Raw genomic sequence first — 20,278 nt, 5'->3', positions numbered from 1 at the left:
GGATATATAGTAGAATGGGATATATAGTAGAATGTAATAGGAGTTTCTTTTGAGCTTAGACAATACCCATCTAGACAGTGGCACATCAGGCAATAGTGTGTCAGACAGTAGCAAGCAGCCAAATAGTAATAGTAGCCAAACCACTAGTAATCAAACGACCAGTATCGACGTACCAATTGCTGATGATGGTGTTGCCCAGTCAAGCCTATTAAGCCAACTGCCTATTCAAGGCAGTACTTTGCTATATGGACTTAACTTTAAATATACCAAAGTCACGAAAAAAGGACTGTTCAATCGAATCAAAGGTAATACCCAAACCTTAGATCTAGACATATCCTGCTTACTATTTGATGATAAGCTACAACTAATTGATACTGTTTGGTTTAAGCAACTTAGAGACAGCTCAGAAGCCATCCGCCATCAAGGCGATAGTATTAATGGCAAAGATAGAGGCTCAGCAGCACAAATAGATCGCAATGTTGATATGGAAACGATTGAGTTACGCTTATCACGCCTACCTGAAACCGTAACACATCTGGCGCTGCTGCTGTCCTCTTATTATGACTATCCAATTCGCCAAGTTGAACGTGGTAACCTTTATATTAGTGATGATGAAGGCAGTGAGGTATATACCTCAGATTTGACCTTACTTTCTCATGATGGCACTGCTATGTGTATTGCTATTTTAAGTCGTGAGTTGGGAGAATGGCGATTGACCATCAAAGACTTAGTATTAAACAGCCCCAATATACAGCAGATGATTAAGGCTATTCAGCATGATTTGGCTCGTATTTATGCTACTTAGAGCCTATATTTACTTAGAGTCTATATTTACTTAGAGCCTATATTTACTTAGAACCTATATCTATAAGCTACAATTGGCTATTTATGCCTAAATATAAACATAAGCCACTGACTAACACTTAGCCAGCTAACTTTTGACTCAATAACACTTAGACAGCTAACTTTTTACTAACACTAGCTCTTTACCACTCGGCTTAACGATAGCTACAAATGCTCACCACAGTGTGGGCAGAAGTTCTTTTTGTCTAGTTCAGTAAGTTTTTGCTCATACTCATGCTCACGTAATAGCTGTAAGATTATCTCCTGCGCTTGCTCTTTGTTTAAACCCAACTCACGGCGAATTTTATCAATTTTGTATCTATCTTTGATTAAATCGATGTGCTCATCTTCTAACAACAATTCACGGAATCTTTGCTCCAGTTGCTCACGTCTTTGCTCAAGCTCTGAAGCCAAACCAGACGCCAAGATACCCGCTGGTAAAGCAGCCAGTCCCACCCCTAAAATGGTCATCACAGCTCCCAAAAATTTGCCCATAGTGGTAACTGGAATCACATCTCCATAACCGACCGTTGTTAAGGTCACAACTGCCCACCACATTGATTTTGGAATAGACTCAAATACCTCTGGTTGTGCTTGATTTTCTACCACATAAATACCACTAGCAGCGGTAACAATCATAATAATTAAAATAAAAACAACCGCTTTAAACGATTCTTTTTCTTTATTTAATACGATTAACAAAATACGCATGGCAGCAAAATAACGGGTAAGTTTTAATAATCTAAATAGCCTCAATACCCTTAAAAAACGCAGGTCAACAGTGACAAAGTAGTTAATAAATGCAGGTAAAATAGACACAAGATCAATGATAGCACCTGGGCTCTTAATCCAGTTCCAGCGTCTTTTCCAGTTTGGTATGTCTGAGTTTTTGTCTTTATCACGTTCGACAATCGACCAAACCCTTAGCATATATTCAATACTAAAGATCACAATGGAGAAGTCTTCAAAGGCATGAAATAGATGTTGGTTAGGAAAATACCAGCGATCGACAGACTCGGCAATCACTGCCGATACATTCAATAGAATTAAGATAATTAAAAACTTATCGACAAATCTACTTAAAGGCGTTTTGTACGCATCATTTTCAATAATATCGTATGTTCTATTTCGCAGCTGTTGATAGAGGTGGTTTTTAATCATATGTAGTTTACAGTCATTATCAAAAGTAAGCAGATATTATAGAGGACAGCCAACCTTTATACTATTACCAAAATATATTTTTAAAGAGCGCAAAACACATTTTTAAAGAATGTCAGAATACATGTTGATAATCATCAACAATAATAATACCAAATCTGAAAATTAAAATATCAAGCAAAACAAGTGCAAACGCTACAAGTAGTAGGCTTATTGAGTTTGGCAAAGATAGATTATTTTTCAAAAAAGGTATAACCCTAAAACTCAAAGCCTTTGACCACTATTGTGATCAAAGGCTATTTGTGTGATTAACAATATGTACGGAAGTTATAGCAAAATACGTCTTGGATCTGCTAACAGCTTAGCGATATAACGGGTGAATACGGCAGCATCAGCACCATTAATCACTCTGTGATCATAAGACAATGACAGTGGCAACATCAATCTTGGCTCAAAGCTTTGAGTTTGCGTATTCCAACGTGGTTGCATTGATGCTTCAGAAACACCCAGAATACCAACTTGTGGCCAGTTAACCAGTGGTGTAAAGTAAGTGCCACCTAGATTGCCTTGGCTTGAAATAGTGAAGCTTGCACCTTGAAGTTCTTTTACGCTCAATTTTTTGTTACGTGCTTTTTCTGCCAACTCACCAATTTCGATTGCAATTTGTTTAATTCCTTTAGTTTGTGCATCTTTTATTACGGGTACAGTTAAGCCATCATCAGTAGCAACTGCAATACCCATATTCACAGTTTTTCTAACAAGGATTTGGCTATTGTCATCGCTCAGGTGACTGTTAAACTTGGGATGCTGCATCAGCGCATAAGCAGTGGCTTTTACGATAAAGGCCAAGATAGTCAAGCCGATACCTTGCGCTTTGAACTCAGCTTTTAACTCACCACGAAGTTTTTCAGTTTCTGTAATATCTGATAAGTCAAACTGAGTTACTTGAGGCAAATACGTGTTGTAGTTTAACTGAGGAATAGACACTTTTTGTAAGCGACTAAGCGCTTGTGTTTCTATGTCGCCCCAGATATCTTGCTTACTCATATCTGGCAAGCTTGGTAAGCCTGAGCCAATCACACTATCGCCTGCTGATGTAGCTTGTGATGAAGCTTTCATACGATTTTTGACATAATCAAAAACATCTTCTTTGACGATACGCTGGTTGATGGCTGTTCCTGTCACTTGAGTAATATCTACCCCAAGTTGACGGGCAATTTTTCGTACTGCAGGTCCTGCATAGACATTAGACAGTTTGGCATTCACTTCAGATTCAGACAGCTTATTAGCGGGTGCCTGTGCGCTTTGTTTTTGCGCAGCTGGTTTTTGAACTGGCTCAGCTTTTGATTGAGCTTTTGACTCTGTTGTGATTACTGACTTGTCAGCCACAGGCTCAGACTTGCTTGGCGCCTCTTCAGACGCTGTGCTAGTGCTATCAGCTTGACTGCTTTTGATTACAATATAATCTTGACCATTGGCAACAGTATCACCGGTATTGACCAAGATTTGCTCAACGGTTCCAGACACAGGTGATGGCACTTCAACTGAGGCTTTATCAGACTCAACTAATAAAATCGACTGCTCTGAATCGATCTTATCACCGACGCTGACCATAACCTCCGCTACCATTGCCTCATCGACACCTAAATCAGGCAGTGCATAAGTTTGCGAACTACTCAGTTGCGTCGCTTGTGATGTGACTTGAGCATCCTCGTCACTGGTATTTTTTGACGACTCTTCAACTTCTGGCTGATTGGTTGTCGTTGTGTGTTGCTCCGACTCATTTAACGTCTCGCCAGCATCAGTTGCACCATCAGCATCAGTTGCACCATCAGCATCAGCCTCAACATTAGCAGGCTCAATCTCAATCAAAACAGAACCTTCAGAGATACTATCCCCTACGGCGACGGCTACTTTGGTGACTTTACCTGCAGCTGAGCTTGGTACTTCAACTGCTGCTTTATCAGATTCAACCAATATAATATTATCTTCTTCATTAATTACGTCACCGACAGTGACATAAATTTCACTGATTTCGGCACTATCTACACCTAGATCTGGGGCTTTAATTTGCATGTTATTCTCCAGCATATACTGTATTGGATAAAAAGCGATTACTTAATCTTTACCGTCATCCTCTTCTTCTTGCAACTCAGGCACTGGATTTGGATTTACTTCAGAAGGTGCTGGAGCATCTGGGAAATGATCAAACTGTGGTTGTGGTTGCCATGCTGGCGCTTGTTCAGTATCAATACCTAGGCTAACAATAGCATCTTTCACCAAGCGCATTTCCACCTCTCCTTCATCAGCAAGACGCTTCAAGGTCGCCACAACAATATGCTCTGCATTGACATGGAAGAAATTACGTAACTGCTCACGGCTATCTGAGCGACCAAAGCCATCGGTACCTAAAGTGGTATAAGGACGGCTATCTGGTAACCAAGCACGGATTTGCTCTGCATAATTGCGCATATAATCCGTTGCAGCAACGACCACACCTTCATGCTGTGCTAACTGCTCTGTAACCCATGGCACTTTTTCTTCTTCCATTGGGTGTAAGCGGTTGTAGTCATCACAGGCCATACCATCACGAGTAAGCTCATTAAAGCTGGTGACACTCCAAACGTTAGCGCTGATGTTAAACTCTTCAAGTAAAATCTTAGCCGCACGGCGTACTTCACGTAAGATCACACCTGAACCTAATAGCTGTACATGGGTGCTGGCTTGCTTGTCGCTGTTGTCTTCAAGCAGATACATACCACGCTTGATGCCTTCTTCAGCACCTTCAGGCATGGCTGGATGCTCGTAGTTTTCGTTCATTACAGTGATGTAGTAGTACACACGCTCGCCTTCACCGTACATACGGCGTAGACCATCATGCATAATTACTGCTAGCTCATAGCCATAGCATGGGTCATAGCTGACACAGTTTGGCACAGTACCAAATAGGATGTGTGAATGACCGTCTTGGTGCTGTAGACCTTCACCGTTTAGAGTTGTACGACCTGCGGTACCACCTAATAAGAAGCCTTGTGCCTGACAGTCTCCTGCTGCCCAAGCCAAGTCACCAACACGTTGGAAACCAAACATAGAGTAGAAGATATACACTGGAATCATTGGCAAGGCGTTTACTGAGTAACTGGTTGCTAAGGCAATCCAAGCACTCATTGCGCCCGCTTCGTTAATACCTTCTTGTAGCATGTGACCATCTTTGGCTTCTTTGTAGCCCATTAAGGCATCACCATCTTCTGGGGTATAGGTCTGACCAACAGAAGAATAAATACCTAACTGGCGAAACATCCCCTCTAGTCCAAACGTGCGCGCCTCATCTGGTACGATAGGCACCACACGATCTTGAATGTCTTTATTTCTTAACATGGCTGCCAAGATACGCACAAAAACCATGGTAGTTGACTGCTCTTTACCGTCGCTACCTTTTAATATGCGATCAAAAATAGAAAGCTCTGGAATATTTAGCGGAATATGGCCACTACGACGGTTGGGCAAATGACCACCCAAGGCTTCACGGCGGCCACGCAAATACCTCATCTCTGGCGTATTTTCATCAGGACGATAAAACGGAAGTTTATCTAACTCTGCATCTGTAAAAGGTAAGTCAAAACGATCTCTAAAATAGACCAAACCTTCCTTGTTTAGCTTTTTGATTTGGTGTGCTCTGTTAACGGCCTGTGCTTGGGTTGATAAACCATAACCCTTAACGGTTTTAACCAAGACAACAGTTGGTTGACCTTTGCTCTTCATCGCTTCACTGAAGGCTGCATAGACTTTGATTGGGTCATGACCACCACGGTTTAAGTGAAGGATATCATCATCAGTTAACTCCTCTGCCATTTCAGCAAGTTCAGGGTATTTACCGAAAAACTCTTTACGGGTAAAAGCACCATCGCGCGCTTCATATAGCTGATACTCACCATCAACTGTTTCATGCATACGTTTTTTCAATGCACCTGAATGATCTTTGGCAAGTAACGTATCCCAGCGACCGCCCCAGATAACTTTAATTACGCGCCAGCCAGCACCACGGAATACAGACTCTAACTCTTGAATAATCTTACCATTACCACGCACTGGACCATCTAAACGCTGTAAGTTACAGTTAATAACCCAAATTAGATTATCTAGCTTTTCACGACCAGCTAATGAAATGGCACCTAAGCTTTCTGGCTCATCGGTTTCACCATCCCCTAAAAATGCCCAGATTTTGCGATTTTCATCTTCTAATAAACCACGGTTCACTAGATACTTTTGAATATGACCTTGATAAATTGACATGATAGGGCCTAAGCCCATTGAAACTGTTGGGAACTGCCAATAATCTGGCATTAAATAAGGATGTGGATAGCTCGACAACCCTTTACCACCCACTTCACGGCGATAATTATCTAATTGCTCTTCTGACAAACGCCCTTCTAAAAATGAACGAGCATAAATACCAGGCGCTGAATGACCTTGGTAATAAATCATATCACCACCAAAGTGATCACTAGCCGCACGGAAAAAATGGTTAAATCCAGTTTCATAAAGTGTGGCACTTGAAGCAAAAGAAGCCAAGTGGCCACCTAACTCATCATCATTTTGGTTAGCACGCATCACCATCGCCAACGCATTATAACGAACGAGCGCTCTAATCTTACGCTCAATAGTCAAATCGCCAGGGTAAGTCGGCTCATCTTCTACTGGAATGGTATTGATATAAGCCGTATCCAGTCGGTTAAAAGGCAATCCCTCTTGTACAGCCATATCATATAAGGCTTTTAACAAAAAACGAGCCCTATCTTTATCTGCATTCTTAATCACAGACTCGAAGGCATCAAGCCATTCTTGCGTTTCTGTATGATCGACGTCATTATAATATTTCATAATTATTATCCTTTAGTATAGGGTTAAACTAGTATAGGGTTAAACCTGCTATACAAAATAAAACAAAGCTTTTCAAATAAACCTAATATCTAGGGCGTATCCTTATTTTGAAAATGGTAATAAAAATAAGAAAAATCGCAGTCAATCTAGGAAAAAACACAGATTATATCATGATATTAACCCGTTATTTGACGCTATATGACAAGATTTAGTTATTTTTAGCCCATCCAAATATCATTGCACGAGTTGAAAACACATCTAACCTAGTTCAGGTTATGTCAAAGGTTGCTAATAACCAAATCTAACAAAGTATAAACTCTTAATCCGTTAAAATGAGTAAACACTTGTAGCGTCTTTAAGTATACCTCTATTTTCTAAACTTACCTATTTTTTAAAAAAAATGATTATGACAAAAGTATTTCGCTATAAAATACCATAACCTGCTATGATAATTGCAGATGCTCAGATAATTGTAAATACTCGCTTTAACGACTATATTGTACTAAAATTAATGTGTCTAAAATCTAAGGAATATCCCCTAACAAGTTTGAGTGTATTGGTAATAGACCCTTGTTAATCTTTTAATTTAACAAGAACCAAAAAGGAGTTTATCTTGTTCGTAGTTAACTCAAGACCCAAGTTAGTCACAAACGCCCCCTTATCACTATTACTTATAGGCCTACTACCAGCAAACCAATTGCTGCTTAAAAGTCGATTATTATTAACAGAAGATTTACTGAAACACCCGTTACTTTTTAAAAAATGGCAGTTACTCAAACACCTATTTACAACTGCCACACCTGCTTTTATCGCCTGCGTCATTAGCATACTATGTGGATTTGTTCCCTCACCATCTGCGCATGCTCACGATGCCTTAAAGATGACACTCACTTCAAGCAAAGTCATCATAAGCCAAGATGGTAGCCGTAGTTATATTCCTGTACGCACTGCAAAAGTAGGCACCCTAATTCAATACAAAGCTACTTATAACAATACCTTAGATACCCCTATCCAAAATACCACCATTACCCTACCCATCCCCACCAATACTGAATTTAATGGTGAGGCTTATCCACCAAGCGCCCAAGCTTCAATTGATTATTATAATTACCAAGACATCCCTTTAAGACGTGTTATAGAGGGCAAAATAGTGGACATCCCTTTTTCTGAATATAAATCTTTACGCTGGAACATCAAGTATATTCCTGCCCGCAAGTCCATTAACGTCGCCTTTAACACCATAGTTAATTAATACTAAAACTAATTAACATCAAAGCCAATCAATGCCAAATTTAGTGAGCATTATAAGCAGTTAATTAATACCAAATCTGAAAATTAAGTTATTGAGAAAACAAGTGCAAACGTTACAAGTAGTAGGTTTAGCGAGCTTGATAAAGATAGGTTATTTTTCAGAAAAAGTATAATCTCTTATATACACACAATACACACACAAAAAAAAGGCTTATCTTTGAGCAGATAAGCCTATATTGCGATGATGGTGTTAGTGAGTTATTAGAGAGTGTCTTTAATTGGTGCAATGGTTTTTTTAAATGGGCTAAAACAGCTAAATCTCAGTGGCATCAACATCACTTACACTATTTGTGTCCAACCTATGCTCAAGCTTTAGATAGTCTTCAGATTGCATTTCTAGCAGACGTGAACGAGTACGCTCAATTTCAAAGGCCAGCTTTTCACCATGATATAGCTCTAAAATACTTTGCTCAGCCCGAATTAAAAGTTTGACACGTCTGTCATAAAACTCATCAACCAAATAAATAAACCGACGGGTTGGATCACGAAGAACATCCGATAATTCTGGCACATTATCTACCAGGACGGTACTAAAGTTATTCGCTATCTCAATAAAGTCTGCTGCAGATCTTGGCTCCATGCAAAGCTGGCGAAAATCACAGTATAAAACCGTTTTAGTACGGGCATTGATCTTGATTTGACGGCCATTGATTTCTATCGGTTCTTGGCTAATTTTTTGGTTACTAGCTAGCGCAGTAAAGCGATTGGCCAACCAGTGACTGTTGTCTTTCGTCAAAGGATATTTGTATAACTCTGCCTGTTGTAATAAACGTAAACGATAGTCAATCCCAGAGTCAATATTCATCACTATGGTATGCTTTTCAAGTTCAGCAATAGCTGGCATAAATCTATCCCTATGCAAACCATCCTTATAAAGACCAGATGGCTCAATATTTGACGTTGCTACCAAGGTAATACCCCGCTTAAATAGCATGGTAAATAAGTCACCTAAAATCATAGCGTCTGAGACGTTTGATACAAAAAACTCATCAAAGCAAATCAAAATGGCTTCATCATGGATGATATCAGCCACTTTTTCTAATGGATCACTACTGCCTTGCAGTTTGTTTAGCTCTTTGTGTACCCGTTGCATAAAATGATGAAAGTGCATCCGCATCTTACGCTCAAGCGGAACTGACTCGAAGAAGATGTCCATCATCCAGGTTTTACCACGACCGACTCCACCCCACATATACAAACCTTTTGGCGGCTCTGGCTCGGGTTTAAAGAAGCTAAACAGCCCCTTTTTCTCTTGTTGACCTTCTAGCAGCTGATGATAAACATCATCAAGATATGACATCGCCTTTTCTTGAATGGGATCATGGTTAAATTCATCGGTAGCTATTGCATCTTGGTAGCGTTGTAATGGTGTTTTGCTCATAAAATGTCAATCACTGTTGGTTATTTATTGTGTTATTGGTTTTTTATCAAAATCAGTTGCTATTTTATACGGCATGTTGCTCAAGTAAAGATTTAATTTCGGTTAAACGGCCATGAAAGAAGTGACCTGCCCCTTCGACCACATAAGTCGGTATTTCTTTTGAGTTTGCAAAATCTTGCATACTACTAGGCTTAATGACGCGGTCAGCATCCCCATAAATCTGGATGGTTTTATTGGTTGGTAACATCACATCCGAAGCATCATTGTTCTCAACCGAAGGTGCCATTAGTACAACCTTGACAATCTCCATATCCTCAAGCCCCCAAATATGCGGTGTAACCATTATCTGCTCGGCTACACGTGCAATAATATAACCGCCAAACGAAAAACCGCCCAACCATAGCTCCCTGGCAGGTGTCTTTTGGCTAATCCATTGTAATACTGCCATCGCATCTTCTATCTCACCTTTGGCATAGTCATGTTCACCAGTTGATTTTCCTGCACCACGGAAGTTAAAGCGTACCGCGTGCATACCCTCATCACGAGCAAAATTAAATAGCGTGGTCACCACTTTGTTATTCATGGTGCCATCATATAAAGGATTGGGATGACAAATGAGCGCCACACCCTTAGTATCAGGATCTGCTGGATCTCCATGTTGCCAAAGTGCTTCAACCTCAAGCTTCCCTGCTGGACCATCAATAAGTAGTTTTTCTGATTTATTCTTCATAGCAATCTCTTATCTGGACGAAAATTTATCAAGAGTAAAAAATGAAAGCAGCATACTATCAAAAAATAATCTTAACATGGGTTAATCTCTGTTAAGCAAATCTTTATTTTTAGGTGCTATGTAAAAATCTGCAACCATATTGTTAATCCCTGTTAGCACTGTTCACATCATTTAACTATAACAACACCGAGCCTTGAGTAAGTCCGTTACAGACAGCACACTCTTTATATGAAGATTTTGGTAACAGTTAAGTAACAACTTCTACACCATTACTTTATATTATGCACAAGTCTAGATAGCATAGGTCTTTATAATGTTTTCTATTAATACGCCAATCTCAACTTAAAATACCGGCTGTGATTTATACGAGATTTGACTCCCTTCCTTTCTCTGTTAGCTAAGCGCAGCTTGACTCTTGCAAAGCTAAAAAGCTCTCCCAGAGCTTTTATTAACGCTTCTCAGGGTTGGGGATGGGTTTTCAGCAAATATCACTAAAACCCCTAATTCCCTGAGGAGGGATAAAGCAAAGCACTGCTTTGCCCCGACGCAAGAGAAAATCTATGATTTTCTAATCTCCAAAAGGGGGACTTCCCATCCTTGTCAGTATTTTGTAACAGATGGGCTATAATTACTGTCAATAAACCAATTATTGATATTGCTAGCTATTCTTGTTGAGAGTGATGTTTTAATCCTATTTTCTATTAATTCAGCTTTTACATTAATCCTGTTTATAATACAACCAATCAGATAGCAACTCTTGGAGATTTATCAATGATAACCCCAAAATGGCAATTTTCAACCAAACTGACAACAACTGGCTTTTTATTGGTATCCGCCATCGGCTTGAACGCTTGCCAATCAACAGCACCAAGCGCACCTGTTATTCAGCGTGCTAACTCTACCTATGAGACCACAGGTATCGGCAAAACCAAAGTGGCAGCTCAACAGCAGGCGCTAGACAGCGCTAAAAAAACCTGTGGTATGCGCCAAGCCATTGTCGTCAAAGATGATCTTAAATACAACGGTGTATTTGATGAGCGTACTGGTCGTATGGTTGATCAAGTGGGCTCAATTGCTGGCGCTGTATTGGGCACAGGCAAACCTAACTTATCACGTGATGACGATTATGAATACGAAATAAGCTTCCGCTGCCAGTAGCTTAAATAAAAGTAGCTTAAATAAAAGTAGCTTAAATAAAAGTAATCTAGAATAAGAATATTCCAGCCAGAATTTAAACACGATAGCGAGTCATGACGACTCGCTATTTTTGTTTAACGTCTTGGATCAAAAGCATCACGTAAAGCTTCACCAATAAAGATGAGCAACGACAGCACAATGGTTAAGCTAAAAAATGCCGATAACGCCAACCAAGGCGCATCCAAGTTATTTTTACCTTGAGTCATCAATTCACCCAGCGAAGGCGAGCCTGGCGGCAACCCATAACCCAAGAAGTCCAGTGACGTTAGCGCAATGATATTGGCCGTCAAAATAAATGGCAACTGTGATAAGCTTGAAGCCAGTGCATTAGGCAGGATATGGCGCAACATAATACGGCTGTCAGATACGCCTAAATTACGTGCTGCTCGCACATAATCAAAATTACGAGCTCGCAAAAACTCTGCACGTACCAAGCCCACCAAGCTCATCCAGCCAAATAACAACATTAAGCCAAATAACACCCACACACTTGGACTAAACAAACTGACCAAGATGATGATCATAAACAACTGTGGCAAGCCAGCCCACACCTCCATTAGTCGTTGACCTATCAGATCTAGCCAGCCTCCAAAATATCCCTGAATAGCACCAATCACAATACCTATGAATGAGCCGGCAAGAGTTAACGCCAAGCCAAACAGTAAGGACACACGCAACCCGTACAAAATACGTGCCAGCACATCCCGACCTGTATCATCTGTACCAAGCCAATTACTAGCATTTGGTGGTGCAGGATATGGCATGGCTATCTCAACACTAGGCGTCTGATCTGCAAACTCAATCGGTGGCATTAGCATAAAGCCAGCCTCATTAATCAGCTGCTTTACCGCAGGATCTTTATAATCAGCTTCAGTCTCAAACACACCACCAAAGGTCGTCTCTGGATAAGCCTTTACAATCGGAAAATACAACTCACCGTCATAGCTGACTATTAGCGGCTTATCATTAGCAATGAAGTTGGCGCCCATACATATCACGAAGATAAAGCAAAACGCAATTAACGCCACCACGCCTAACCGATTCTTTTTAAAACGGTTGACTCTGGCTTGCCAGATCGGATTTAGACCAAAACGCTTGCTGTCATTCATCTGTTAGCGCCCCTCAAAGTCAATACGAGGGTCAATTAAGTGATAACTAATATCACTGATCAATTGTAGCAATAGCCCAACTAAGGTAAAAATAAACAAGGTGCCAAAAATAACTGGATAATCACGCTGCACAATGGCTTCAAATCCAAGTAGCCCCAGCCCATCAAGCTTAAAAATAATTTCAATCAAAAAATTGCCAGTAAAGAAGATACTCACAATGGCTGCCGGCACACCAGCAATGATAATCAACATCGCATTACGAAACACATGGCCGTAAAGTACTTGATTGTTAGTTAGTCCTTTGGCACGGGCAGTTAGTACATACTGTTTAGACAACTCTTCCATAAAGCTAAACTTAGTTAAATAAGTTAATCCAGCAAAGCCACCTATGGTACTGGCAAGTAATGGTAATGCCAAATGCCAAAAGTAATCTTTTATCTTACCTAGCGTTGACAGCTGCTCAAAATTTTCTGATACCAAGCCTTGCAGCGGGAAGATTTGCCAATAGCTACCACCAGCAAATAACACCAACAAAATAACGCCAAACACAAACACGGGTACCGCATGACCAACCGCCAACATCATCGCTGTTAATCTATCCACACCAGAGCCATGGTGCATCGCTTTAAAGATGCCTAGCGGAATAGCAATTAAATAAATCAATAACGTACTCCACAGCCCCAATGAGATAGAAACCGGTAGCTTTTCGACAATTAACTCAGTGACTGGCTTACCTTTAAAGAAAGACTCGCCAAAATCTAGTTGCGCATAGCTTTTTAACATCAACCAAAAGCGTTCTGGTGCTGGTTTATCAAAGCCATATTGCGCCTTAATTGCCTCAACCATCTCATCGGTGAGACCTCGAGAGCCTCGATAGCCGCTGCCACTCTCAGACATCACACCTGGACCCATGCTTGCGCTTGCCGCCTCACCCTTTAATTGTGCTTGTTCTATTTGTGCGATTTGCTGCTCAACTGGACCACCTGGCGCTGCTTGTACCAATATGAAGTTGGTTAACAAAATCAAGAACAAAGTTGGAATGATCAGCAAGATGCGTTTTAGAATATAGCGACCCATAGCGTCAGCCCTTTAAGAGTATTCCAGTTATAATTAGATACTGCACGCTATCGCTAGAAGGTATCTTTTAGCTCTCGCAGTGCGGTAAATACCGTCAACGGCTTTGTATCAGCTAAATCCACTTTGGCTTTCACCCCGTCAATCACAGATTCTTCACTCGTTCGCAAAAAAACATTGACTTGCTTTTCATGCGCTAAGGTCACTGGCAATGATGGCTTGCCTTGTTGGTTTAAAGCCTCAACCTCTACTAAGGTTTGCTGTATTTGCTTATTGTTTGGCTCAATACTAAGCCCAAACTTTAAATTGGATGCTGTATATTCATGAGCTGGATAAAATAATGTATCTTCAGGCAGTTTGCTAAACCGCTTCAAACTATCATAAAGCTGCTCCATGGTACCAGTAAAGACTCGGCCACAGCCCGCACTAAATAAGGTATCACCACAAAATACATGCTTGGTATCTTCATTATTATCAAAGATATAAGCCAAATGAGACTTGGTATGTCCAGGTACCGCCCACACCTGAGCACCATAGCCCCATGCTCTGACTGAGCTACTTTCATTAACCACCTGATCTGGCGAAACCCCATGCTCTGTACCAGCAACCACATGAGTCATAGGATACATTTCTCGTAATTCAGCCACCCCACCAACATGATCATTATGATGATGCGTTATCCAAATAGCAGTAAGCTCTAATCCGTTTTGTTGTAAGTACTCAATGACGGGCTGTGATTGACCGGGATCTACAACAATAGCTTGTTTGTTTTTATCGTTGATCAATGTCCAAATGTAATTATCATTAAATGCTAAAATCGGCGTAATCGTAAGACTCATATGACTTCCTATTGCTTAAATGTTGTATTGATATCTTATGTGTATTGGGCATGCTGGTTGCGGCTATATCAAAATAAAGATTGTCAGCCATATCCTTGTATCAGTTCTATAACCTATATCTTCTATAACCTATATCCATTCTGTACTTGTATAGAGTGTTGCTTTCCAATGCAGCCCCTAATGCAGTCATTAAACTATACTATTTTAACCTTCTATACTATTTTAACGTTCTATACTATTTTAACGTTTTAAATAACCATTAACCTTAGATTCAGCCTCGCCATCCACCCACCAATAATCCAAACCAACGCTATTATCTGGTAGCTTTTTGACATGGCGATACTTATCCCAATACACCACTCGTGTATTAGAAGTACCGTACATAGGAACCATATAATAGCCTGCCCTCAACAGGCGGTCTAATACCTTACTATACAGCACTATCTCTTCTCGATTGTCCGCCAGTATCAGCTTGTCAATCACCGCATCTATCGCCTCATTTTTGATGCCACTATAATTTTGGTTACCTGCTTCATCAGCGGCTTTGCTACCCCACATATAGCTTTGCTCAGCACCAGGTGACAAGCTTTGTGGAAAGCCGCTGATAATCATATCGTAATCAAAACGACGCAGACGCTCTAAATACTGAGGCATATCTACTTGCCTAATTGACGCATCAAAGCCAAGCTTTTTTAGATTACGCACATAAGGCAAAAGCACACGGGTAATTTTGTCATCAGCGATTAAAATCTCAAGCTTGGCAGGCTTGCCATCTGCTTGATACAGCTTCATATCTTGATAATAAAAACCGGCCTGTAACAGCTTATCACGTGCTCGTAACAACGCTTCACGGGGATAGCCTTTACCATCAGACTTAGGCAACTGCCATTCTGCTAAAGCCTGCTGCCTTTGAATCGGTTCAAGCTTGTCTAATAGCGGCGCCATGACTTGTTTTTCTTGCGCACTCGGCAAGCCGGTCGCTGCCAGTTCTGAACCGTGAAAGAAACTTTCTAAACGCTCGTACTGGTTATAAAACAAGGTCTTATTCATCAATTCAAAATCAAAGGCTTCCGTCAATGCTTGGCGTACACGAATATCGGAGAATAATGGTTGACGCAAATTCATCACCAGCGCTTGCATCATTACTGGGTTGTGGCTACTGATACTTTCTTTTGTGATCATCCCTGCTTTAACTGCAGGAAAGTTATATGCGGTGGCCCACTTTCGTGCTGAGCTTTCTTGCCGAAATTGATATTGACCGACCTTAAATCCTTCTAACGCAACTTCGTCACTGCCATAATATACAAACTTAATATAATCAAAATTAAAACGCCCTTTATTGGCCATCACCTTCTGTCCCCAATAGTTGGGGTCACGGCGATAAGTAACACTGCGTCCTTGCTCGACATGGTCTAAGCGATACGGTCCACTACCCATTAACGGCGTTAAACTTAAAGTTTCAAAGTCTTTTTCAACTGAAGCTTTTTTAAAAATTGGAAACTGACCAACCGTTAACAAAATCTCTTTGTTATCGGCTGAGGCAAAGTGAAACTTTACACGGTGTTGATCTAGCACCTCAATGCTGTCAATAGCGGATAAATAACTACGTACTTGCATCAAGCCTTTGGTTAAATATGCCTCATAAGTGGCTTTTACATCAGCAGCAGTTACCGCCGACCCATCCCAAAACTTCGCCTGAGGGTTAATGTGATAGATAATCCAGCTGGTATCATCAGGATCATAGGTGACCTTCTCTGCCAACTGTGGATACATCACAAATGACTCGTCTAAAGATCCCGTCATTAACGTATCATATAGATACTCCGTACCACGCATTGCAATACCTGTGGTCATCCATACATTGGCACTGTTAAAAGTCCCTAACGCCGATTGAGATAGCATGCCACCTTTAGGTGCATTTGGGTTGGCATAGGGCAAATATGGCGCTGTGATATAGAGCGCTTCGGTATTATGCCCTAAGGCAGACACTGTAACAGACTCTGCCATAGCTATTGGAGTGGTAGCAGTGACAGTAGCTGTCATCAAAGCAGCTATCACGCTAAGCTTTAGCCTTCCATTTAGTTTGTCTGTTGCCATCCTTTCTCCGCTATCAACCCTTTTCTTTCACTTTTTTAGCCATTGTTATTATTTTAACTATTGTATTATTTTAACTATTGTTATGTGCAAACTCGCTCATAAAGTCGCACAAGGCTTGTACCGACTCTAAGCTTACTGCATTATAGATGCTGGCACGCATACCGCCCACATCACGGTGACCTTTTAGATTTAATAAACCTGCCTGCTCTGCTTCTGCTAAAAACTGCGCATCCAAACTGGCGTCTTTTAAGGTAAAGGGCACGTTCATAATGGAGCGATACTGAGGATCAACATTATTATGATAAAAGTCGGTGCTATCAATGGTTTTGTAGAGCAGTTCTGCTTTTTGACGGTTTAACTTCGCCATCGCCTCTAAGCCACCTTGCGCTTCTAACCACTCAAATACCAAGCCAGCCAAATACCATGAATAAGTCGCTGGCGTGTTAAGCATAGAGTCTTTATTGGCTTGATTGGCATAGTCCAGCAAGCTTGGGCACCATGCACTGGCTTTACCAATCAAATCATCACGTACAATGACAATCACCAAACCAGCTGGGCCAATATTCTTCTGAGCACCAGCATAAATTAAGCCAAATTTAGACACATCCACTGGCTCTGATAAGATACAAGACGACATGTCAGCGATCAAAGGCGCGTCTACTTGAGGCGGCTCAAACATCTGCACCCCATGAATGGTCTCATTGGCGCAGTAGTGAAAATATTGAGCGCTTTCTGACATTTGCCATTCGCTAACCGGCGGCACAGTAATAAAGTTACCTGCCTTGCTGGTGGCCACTTCATTGATCTGACCTAGACCAAGATCGGCATAGCGTTTCGCCTCTTTAATGGCTTTGGTTGACCAAGCGCCTGTGGTTAAATAATCGGCAACGCCTTGCTGCTGACCATCATCCAGTAAGTTTAATGGAATAGCAGAAAACTGTAAGGTTGCGCCACCTTGCAAAAATAGCACTTTATAGTTGTCCGGTATATCCATCAGGCGGCGTAGACTTTGTTCAGCCTGTTGAGCAACCTCAACATAGTCTTTACTGCGGTGGCTCATCTCCATAACAGAGACGCCCTTGCCATGCCAATCTAGCATTTCAGCTTGTGCTTTTAATAGCACCTCGGTCGGCAGAGACGCAGGACCAGCACAAAAGTTATGCAAGCGGTGTGGTTTTTGATTTGTATTAAGTGTCTGAGCATCTGTCATGGTATTCCCCTATTCAAGTTCTTCAAGTACAGTTTTTCAAGTACAGTTTTTCAAGTACAGTTTTTCAAGTACAGTTTTTCAAGTACAGTTTTTCAAGTACAGTTGTTCCAGTACGGCTATTCAGTGTCAACCTGCTTATTCATTAAAATATATTTAATAAAATATGCGACAACCTGAACCTTTTTCGTCAACCTTTCGGTGTTATGGTGCACCCTAGATCTGGGTTAAAATAATACGGTTAAATATCATACCTCTTTTACTTACGCCGTGTCTCTAATTGCCAAAATTTTATGGCTATAAAGCTACTAACTTCAAACTAGCTACCAATTTTAAAACAACTAATCCAAATGGGGCGCAATCATTTGCCATAGTTGGCGTTTACTTTGACTGTCCGCTAACATCTCGGCCAAATAAGGCACACGCACCACTTTGTCATGTGCAACCCCCTCAGGCATAGGCGTTAATGCGGCAACATTAACATCTACACTTTGTGCCACTCGAAATACAAACCCCGCCAAGCAGGCATTGGCACTTTCTTGATCGCTAATGCCAGTACAAATCGGAAACTTCTGTAAATCGGCAGTTAATGAGAGACCGTGTAGGATATTTTGCCACAGCTGATACACCTGTTCTTCAGCAAAGTCAGCGGTATCTGCTAACAGCACCCAGCCATGATAATGCGCAGCCACCACCTCAAAGGGAGCTACTTGCACCGCAGGAAGCACAGGCTTAGTGACTGCTGACTGCTTTTGTTTATTAGCATCATGTGGCTTGGTTTTCGCAACCAGCGACTTTATCGCCTCTGCTGGCGTGTTAACTGCTGGCGTTTTAGCTGTTAGTTCTTTGTTAGCTGTATTATTCGTCTCAGTTGGCAGTGCCTGCTGTGCGGTCGTGTTTGAGCCAGTCTTGGCTTGTTGCTGTGCCTGTTTGTTAATCTGCGCCTGCTGCTGACCCTTATCAATATGCAGTAGCTCACTGTCTTGAGCAACATAGGCAGCATAATTGGCATAATCTACTTGCTGAGTTTGTCGATTTTGTGACACCCACACATCCACCCCCATCAAGGCCAGTATCTGTCTTTGCTGCACTGCCATAATAGGTAGGTTGGATACACCGGTTAAGGTGCTCTGCTTATCAATTGCAGACGATTGGATTGAAGTCATCACAAGGTTAGCACTTATAAAGTTGAATGAATAAAACAGCTCAAGTCTAGCTTACAAGCTCTTATATCAAGCTGGTATATATTGAAGCTAGCAGTTTACCAAAGTTTTGCCAATAACTCGACGTCCGCTTAACCTGTTCGCTGAAAAAGCGTCCGTAAAATATCAATAGCACAATAAAGTCAATAAAAGTAATGCGAATAAAAACAAAAAACCCAGCCTACTAAATTTAGCAGCTAGGTTTTTTTGTTGTCTTGCTTATCAGTGGCTCATGGTTAGCTGCTTACTAGCAGCTGCAATGGCAACTATAAAAACAATCCGTTACTGAGCAGCAGCGTCACCTGTGGTTTCAGCTTCGCCTTCTTGCTGCTCACCCCAAATCTTAGGATATTTGTAACCTGGGAAAGTTTCATGCGCGTAAGTTTTGAAGCTTGGCGAGTTATAAGCCGCTGTTACGTCTTGTACCCACTTGCTGTCTTTATCAGCCGTTTTAACCGCTGACCAATTTACATAAGCAAAGCTTTTTTCCTGAAACAGCGCATCGGTTAATTTAATACCTGCATCCGTTGCATAGTTGCCATTAATCACTGCAAAATCTACTTCATCACGTGCACGTGGTAACTGTGCTGCTTCTAGCTCAACGATATCGATATTCATTGGGTTTGTCGCAATATCAGATTTAGAAGCAGTTAATGGATCTACATCATCTTTTAGGGTAATCCATCCCAAATCATCCATCATAACCAAGGCACGTGCAAAGTTACTAGGATCATTTGGTGCAGATACTTTCATACCATCAAAGGCTTGATCTAATGCGGTTTTCTTACCAGAGTAGATGCCAAGTGGTGCCGTTGGTACTTGGAACACTTCAACCAGATCGAGGTTGTTTTCTGCTTTAAAAGTGTCTAGATAAGGCTTATGTTGGAAAACGTTAATATCCAAATCGCCTTCTGCTAGTGCTAGGTTCGGACGGACATAATCAGTGAAAGTCTTCAGTTCAACTTGATAGCCTTGTGCTTCAAGATCTGCTTTCACTTGGTTACGTACCATATCAGCGAAATCACCTTCTGTGGTACCAATCACAATGGTGGTTTTCTCAGCATTATCACCAGCAGCAGCTTCTGTAGACTCTTGGTCTGCTTTACCACAACCTACCAAGACTAAGCCTGAAACACCAACAATAGTAGCGGCAGCTAAAACTTGCTTACGAATATCAACTAAACTCATTTATTTGTCCTTATCTTAAAAATTAATTATATTAAAAACCAACACTAACATCTAAAGCCAC

General features: G+C 41.1%; 15 protein-coding genes. 3 read left to right on the top strand and 12 right to left on the bottom strand.

Annotation, left to right across the window (positions count from 1 at the left end):
* The first annotated feature begins 49 nt into the window (after nucleotides 1-49).
* Nucleotides 50-805 carry a TerD family protein gene (locus H140_RS0107465; protein ID WP_019673040.1) on the top strand — a complete coding sequence of 252 codons (756 nt, stop codon included), beginning with the start codon at nucleotides 50-52 and terminating at the stop codon, nucleotides 803-805.
* Nucleotides 806-1,008: 203 nt separating this feature from the next.
* Here the strand turns inward: H140_RS0107465 and H140_RS0107460 are convergent, their stop codons facing one another.
* The 3 genes from H140_RS0107460 to aceE form a co-directional block, all read right to left on the bottom strand.
* Complete coding sequence (locus H140_RS0107460; RefSeq protein ID WP_019673039.1) at nucleotides 1,009-2,004, bottom strand: ion transporter; 996 nt, start codon at nucleotides 2,002-2,004, stop codon at nucleotides 1,009-1,011.
* A gap of 324 nt (nucleotides 2,005-2,328) precedes the next feature.
* Nucleotides 2,329-4,077 (bottom strand): 2-oxo acid dehydrogenase subunit E2, encoded by a 1,749-nt coding sequence (locus tag H140_RS0107455; protein ID WP_019673038.1) that lies wholly within the window; start codon nucleotides 4,075-4,077, stop codon nucleotides 2,329-2,331.
* Between the two features lie 42 nt (nucleotides 4,078-4,119).
* Nucleotides 4,120-6,882 (bottom strand): pyruvate dehydrogenase (acetyl-transferring), homodimeric type, encoded by a 2,763-nt coding sequence (aceE, locus tag H140_RS0107450; protein ID WP_019673037.1) that lies wholly within the window; start codon nucleotides 6,880-6,882, stop codon nucleotides 4,120-4,122.
* A gap of 613 nt (nucleotides 6,883-7,495) precedes the next feature.
* Here aceE and H140_RS0107445 point away from each other — a divergent pair.
* Nucleotides 7,496-8,134 carry a hypothetical protein gene (locus H140_RS0107445; RefSeq protein ID WP_019673036.1) on the top strand — a complete coding sequence of 213 codons (639 nt, stop codon included), beginning with the start codon at nucleotides 7,496-7,498 and terminating at the stop codon, nucleotides 8,132-8,134.
* A gap of 312 nt (nucleotides 8,135-8,446) precedes the next feature.
* Here the strand turns inward: H140_RS0107445 and zapE are convergent, their stop codons facing one another.
* The gene (zapE, locus tag H140_RS0107440; RefSeq protein WP_019673035.1) at nucleotides 8,447-9,574 is read right to left on the bottom strand and encodes a cell division protein ZapE; all 1,128 of its coding nucleotides are present in this window, start codon (nucleotides 9,572-9,574) and stop codon (nucleotides 8,447-8,449) included.
* A 64-nt stretch (nucleotides 9,575-9,638) separates the two neighbouring features.
* Complete coding sequence (locus tag H140_RS0107435; RefSeq protein ID WP_019673034.1) at nucleotides 9,639-10,304, bottom strand: alpha/beta hydrolase; 666 nt, start codon at nucleotides 10,302-10,304, stop codon at nucleotides 9,639-9,641.
* A 771-nt stretch (nucleotides 10,305-11,075) separates the two neighbouring features.
* Here H140_RS0107435 and H140_RS0107430 point away from each other — a divergent pair.
* Nucleotides 11,076-11,462: a hypothetical protein gene (locus H140_RS0107430; RefSeq protein ID WP_019673033.1), complete on the top strand. Its 387-nt coding sequence runs from the start codon at nucleotides 11,076-11,078 to the stop codon at nucleotides 11,460-11,462.
* Nucleotides 11,463-11,575: 113 nt separating this feature from the next.
* Here the strand turns inward: H140_RS0107430 and H140_RS0107425 are convergent, their stop codons facing one another.
* The 7 genes from H140_RS0107425 to H140_RS0107395 form a co-directional block, all read right to left on the bottom strand.
* Nucleotides 11,576-12,610 carry an ABC transporter permease gene (locus H140_RS0107425; RefSeq protein ID WP_019673032.1) on the bottom strand — a complete coding sequence of 345 codons (1,035 nt, stop codon included), beginning with the start codon at nucleotides 12,608-12,610 and terminating at the stop codon, nucleotides 11,576-11,578.
* A 3-nt stretch (nucleotides 12,611-12,613) separates the two neighbouring features.
* Entirely contained in the window at nucleotides 12,614-13,687 is a 1,074-nt protein-coding gene (locus tag H140_RS0107420; protein WP_019673031.1) for a microcin C ABC transporter permease YejB, read from the bottom strand.
* Nucleotides 13,688-13,740: 53 nt separating this feature from the next.
* Complete coding sequence (gene gloB, locus H140_RS0107415; protein WP_019673030.1) at nucleotides 13,741-14,523, bottom strand: hydroxyacylglutathione hydrolase; 783 nt, start codon at nucleotides 14,521-14,523, stop codon at nucleotides 13,741-13,743.
* Between the two features lie 240 nt (nucleotides 14,524-14,763).
* A complete protein-coding gene (locus tag H140_RS0107410; RefSeq protein WP_019673029.1) occupies nucleotides 14,764-16,620 on the bottom strand; it encodes an extracellular solute-binding protein in 1,857 nt (618 codons plus the stop codon).
* Nucleotides 16,621-16,690: 70 nt separating this feature from the next.
* Complete coding sequence (serC, locus tag H140_RS0107405) at nucleotides 16,691-17,830, bottom strand: 3-phosphoserine/phosphohydroxythreonine transaminase (RefSeq protein ID WP_019673028.1); 1,140 nt, start codon at nucleotides 17,828-17,830, stop codon at nucleotides 16,691-16,693.
* Nucleotides 17,831-18,168: 338 nt separating this feature from the next.
* Nucleotides 18,169-18,996 (bottom strand): hypothetical protein, encoded by an 828-nt coding sequence (locus tag H140_RS15165; RefSeq protein WP_156819118.1) that lies wholly within the window; start codon nucleotides 18,994-18,996, stop codon nucleotides 18,169-18,171.
* Nucleotides 18,997-19,311: 315 nt separating this feature from the next.
* Nucleotides 19,312-20,217, bottom strand: a complete 906-nt coding sequence (locus tag H140_RS0107395) for a MetQ/NlpA family ABC transporter substrate-binding protein (protein ID WP_019673026.1) — start codon at nucleotides 20,215-20,217, stop codon at nucleotides 19,312-19,314.
* Nucleotides 20,218-20,278 lie beyond the last annotated feature (61 nt).

This window comes from Psychrobacter lutiphocae DSM 21542 (genome assembly GCF_000382145.1).
In the GTDB taxonomy this organism is placed as follows: domain Bacteria; phylum Pseudomonadota; class Gammaproteobacteria; order Pseudomonadales; family Moraxellaceae; genus Psychrobacter; species Psychrobacter lutiphocae.
The sequence above is the reverse complement of the archived record's forward strand: the minus strand, read 5'-3'. Positions and strand labels throughout refer to the sequence as shown.

Bases quoted from the DNA above. Each gene is read 5' to 3' on its own strand.
- H140_RS0107460 (WP_019673039.1), bottom strand. From the start codon at position 2,004: ATGATTAAAAACCACCTCTATCAACAGCTGCGAAATAGAACATACGAT.
- H140_RS0107455 (WP_019673038.1), bottom strand. From the start codon at position 4,077: ATGCAAATTAAAGCCCCAGATCTAGGTGTAGATAGTGCCGAAATCAGT.
- aceE (WP_019673037.1), bottom strand. From the start codon at position 6,882: ATGAAATATTATAATGACGTCGATCATACAGAAACGCAAGAATGGCTT.
- zapE (WP_019673035.1), bottom strand. From the start codon at position 9,574: ATGAGCAAAACACCATTACAACGCTACCAAGATGCAATAGCTACCGAT.
- H140_RS0107435 (WP_019673034.1), bottom strand. From the start codon at position 10,304: ATGAAGAATAAATCAGAAAAACTACTTATTGATGGTCCAGCAGGGAAG.
- H140_RS0107430 (WP_019673033.1), top strand. From the start codon at position 11,076: ATGATAACCCCAAAATGGCAATTTTCAACCAAACTGACAACAACTGGC.
- H140_RS0107425 (WP_019673032.1), bottom strand. From the start codon at position 12,610: ATGAATGACAGCAAGCGTTTTGGTCTAAATCCGATCTGGCAAGCCAGA.
- H140_RS0107420 (WP_019673031.1), bottom strand. From the start codon at position 13,687: ATGGGTCGCTATATTCTAAAACGCATCTTGCTGATCATTCCAACTTTG.
- gloB (WP_019673030.1), bottom strand. From the start codon at position 14,523: ATGAGTCTTACGATTACGCCGATTTTAGCATTTAATGATAATTACATT.
- H140_RS0107410 (WP_019673029.1), bottom strand. From the start codon at position 16,620: ATGGCAACAGACAAACTAAATGGAAGGCTAAAGCTTAGCGTGATAGCT.
- serC (WP_019673028.1), bottom strand. From the start codon at position 17,830: ATGACAGATGCTCAGACACTTAATACAAATCAAAAACCACACCGCTTG.
- H140_RS0107395 (WP_019673026.1), bottom strand. From the start codon at position 20,217: ATGAGTTTAGTTGATATTCGTAAGCAAGTTTTAGCTGCCGCTACTATT.